The organism is Cupriavidus sp. 8B, from assembly GCF_054589115.1.
Genome location: NZ_BAAILO010000650.1, coordinates 3,170 through 6,159, shown reverse-complemented (window position 1 = coordinate 6,159; position 2,990 = coordinate 3,170). Strand labels below are relative to the sequence as shown.

The window sequence follows — 2,990 nt, the reverse complement described above, 5'->3', positions numbered from 1 at the left end:
CGGCTGCGCAGCGCACAGCAACGCGCTAGCATCATTGCCGCGTGCTGGAAGCAGGCCGAGTTGTGGTGATGTCATCATTTATACAAGGATCAATAGGCAGCAAAGGCTGGAACACGATGAGCTGGCCCAGGGAGTATGGTGGCCAGGGACGCACGCCCTACGAGCAACTCGCATTCATGGAAGAGATCCAGCAAGCCGGTGCACCCATGGGCGGCCGCGGGGACATCCAGGCGCATGCACTGATGGCGTTCGGTACGGCCGAGCAACAGGCCGAGCTCCTGCCCAAGCTCGCCCGCGGCGAGATCACCTTCTGCCTGGGCTACAGCGAACCAGGGTCTGGCTCGGACCTCGCATCGATGCAAACGACCGCCGAGCGCGACGGCGACGAGTGGGTCATCAACGGCCAGAAAATCTGGACCACGGCCGCCGAAAAGGCGGACTACATTTGGCTGGCCGCCCGCACCGACCGGCATGCGGTGCGGCCTCACGCGGGCCTCAGCATCTTCATTGTTCCAATGAACAGCCCGGGCCTCACCGTCAGACCATCGATGGCGATGTACGGTCACACGTTCTGCCAGGAGTTTCTGGACAATGTCCGGGTTCCGGCCAGTGCGTTGGTCGGGAAACTCAACGACGGCTGGACAATCCTGACATCGGCGCTTGCAACGGAGCGCATGATGATGGGAAGCTTCATCGCCAATGCCCGCGCGGAATTCGAACGACTGGTTCGTTGCGTCCGTGACAAGACGGTGCTGGCCAATGATGGGGCAGTTCGCGACCGCATTGGCGCGCTGGCGGCCGAAGTGGAAGCCGGGCGGCAGTTGTTCATGAAGAGTATCGCCATGGCCGAGCAAGGCAAGGTCCCCATTCATGAAGCGGCCACGAGCAAGGCCTTTACGGGCGAATTGATGGAACGCCTGGGCCAGGCGGCGCTCGATGTCCTCGGCACTGGAGCAACCTTGTCCGAGGACGCCGAAAGCGCGATCGCCAGCGGCAGGTTCGAACGGTTGCTGCGGTACGCGATCCTGACCGTCATCGGCGGCGGCACCGCGGAAATTCAGCGAAACCTGATCGCCCAGCGTGGGCTGGGGTTACCTCGTTGAAGACCGATGCCGATGCCCCCTTCAGCCCACGCATGCCCCCGTGTCATTGCCTCGTACTATGGGCGTATCCGGCTTCACTGGGGCAGTACCAAGCTTGGCTCCTTGTGTCGTCATAGCTCACAATCGACCGCAATGGGTCGGAAAACGGTCGTTTGTCTTATGTCGACCAACTTCCGCTGATTGCCTGAACAGCCTTTCGGACTATCGCGTTGGACGTCGCAGTAGGGTCGAACGCGGCCATCTTCCTCACTCTTGCGCGCCAGCCTGGCAGCGTGACCCTCCCGATCCCGCAATTCGTTGATCAACCCCAAAAAATAAATCCCCCCAGGAAGCCGGGGCTTCGTGGGGGGGGGAGATTTCAAACATGCGGCCGGTCGGAGGACCGGTGCGATTCACTTCTTTGCTCGCTTACGCGGCGCCAGCTGCTTTGGCTCGTAGCCAAAGCGGGCCCAGGCCGCAGGATCAACGGGCAAAGGATTGGTGCGCCCAGCTTCCAGGTTCACGAACACGCCGGAATACTTCAGCGTGCCGGTCCGAAAGAGCGTCCACAGCAGATTAAAGGCTTGCACGCCGATCGCCTGATTGATGACCAGCGACTGCTTGCGCAGTGCGTCGGCCATCGAGCAGGAAGGCGCCGTGTCGGCCTTGTCTCCCTTTGGGTTCACGAGATCAGGGAAAAGATCGCCCACATGAGGAAGACGTTGGGCGATCTTGCTGCCCACCTGCCCCAGGATCACCTGGCCCTTGTCGGTCTCATTGCCACAGTCGAGGTAGTAACCGCCGCTGCCGCGGCTGACTGCACCCAGAATCACCTTGCGAGCCGCGCGAGTATCCACACAGCCCACCGCGAGATCGCAGTCCAGTCGGTCGGTACTGGCGATCCGCCGCGTCTGGGCAACCCAGCGGGTACCCATGAGCGCATTGAGGCGGTTCACCAGCAGCGTCGCCTTGAACTGGCCAACGTCATTTGGATAGAAGCCCTGCCGGCCGACGTTCGTCTCGCTGACCGTGTCGTCATCGAACACGATGCACTCGATGCCGCCCGGGTGCCCCAACTCCAGCATGGCGTGATGCAGCCTTGCCAGATTGGGCAGCAAGGCGCTGCCGGTACCGCCGGCTCCAACTACTACGACGCGCCAGGCGTACTCGAGCATCGAATCGGGAATATGGTGAGTCATCGTCATCACACGCCCCTCCCGGCCTTCGTCGCCGCATACCAGTCACTCGGGACCCTCTCACTCTTCTCGAAGATCCCTTTCGCACAGAGGCGCAGGGCCAGTGATGGGACATCCGCGCCACAGTTGCCAAACACAAACGCAAACTTCACGTCATGCACGTCGTCTATGTCGTCTTGCGACGAAAAGTACGCTGGAAGCGTACCGTGAGAGTGGCAGTCAAGGACCAAGACCTCGTCGTTGGACAGCGCCGGGCGGTCGTAATCAAGGTGGCCTCGTCCTTGCGAGCGGATGATCACGGGGGCAAGACGGAAGTCCCGCGTTACCGCGTTCCACACAACCCAAGCGCCGGTCTCGTTGGGCATTGCTGCCCTGGCCATCTCCGCAAACTTCCCGATCAAGGGAACAGGGATCTTCCCGCAGCGCAGGTACGTGGTTTCGGCAACCAGGCCATAAGGCACGGCTGTCTTAACGTGGTACTTGCCGATCTGCCGGACGAGCCGCAGCCACGGCCGCGACACTTCCAGGAACATACCATCTTCGGCGGCCAGTAACCGCTCGCCGGCGCCCTCCATCGGCGCCAGGTCCCCGAAACGCGGAACCATCACGGTGGGAAACGATTGCTGCAATGTGCTATCCATAGGATGCATGACTATTCTCCAATAGTCCCGGCAATCAGATTGCCGAGAGTCTTTTTCATATGAATGAGCGC

3 protein-coding genes are annotated in these 2,990 nt (G+C 61.3%); 1 reads left to right on the top strand and 2 read right to left on the bottom strand.

Annotated features, from left to right (window positions below):
- The first annotated feature begins 68 nt into the window (after positions 1-68).
- Positions 69-1,103 carry an acyl-CoA dehydrogenase family protein gene (locus tag ACYP5B_RS52005; RefSeq protein ID WP_459575326.1) on the top strand — a complete coding sequence of 345 codons (1,035 nt, stop codon included), beginning with the start codon at positions 69-71 and terminating at the stop codon, positions 1,101-1,103.
- Positions 1,104-1,495: 392 nt separating this feature from the next.
- Here ACYP5B_RS52005 and ACYP5B_RS52000 read toward each other — a convergent pair whose 3' ends face one another.
- Together ACYP5B_RS52000 and ACYP5B_RS51995 are read right to left on the bottom strand one after the other, a co-directional pair.
- The gene (locus ACYP5B_RS52000; protein ID WP_459575325.1) at positions 1,496-2,287 is read right to left on the bottom strand and encodes a PRTRC system ThiF family protein; all 792 of its coding nucleotides are present in this window, start codon (positions 2,285-2,287) and stop codon (positions 1,496-1,498) included.
- Positions 2,287-2,928, bottom strand: coding sequence for a PRTRC system protein A (locus ACYP5B_RS51995; protein WP_459575324.1), 642 nt, complete (start codon positions 2,926-2,928; stop codon positions 2,287-2,289). The genes ACYP5B_RS52000 and ACYP5B_RS51995 overlap by 1 nt, the downstream gene beginning before the upstream one ends.
- Positions 2,929-2,990 lie beyond the last annotated feature (62 nt).

Excerpts from the sequence above, each read along its gene's own strand:
- ACYP5B_RS52005 (WP_459575326.1), top strand. The coding sequence starts at position 69 with ATGTCATCATTTATACAAGGATCAATAGGCAGCAAAGGCTGGAACACG.
- ACYP5B_RS52000 (WP_459575325.1), bottom strand. The coding sequence starts at position 2,287 with ATGACGATGACTCACCATATTCCCGATTCGATGCTCGAGTACGCCTGG.
- ACYP5B_RS51995 (WP_459575324.1), bottom strand. The coding sequence starts at position 2,928 with ATGCATCCTATGGATAGCACATTGCAGCAATCGTTTCCCACCGTGATG.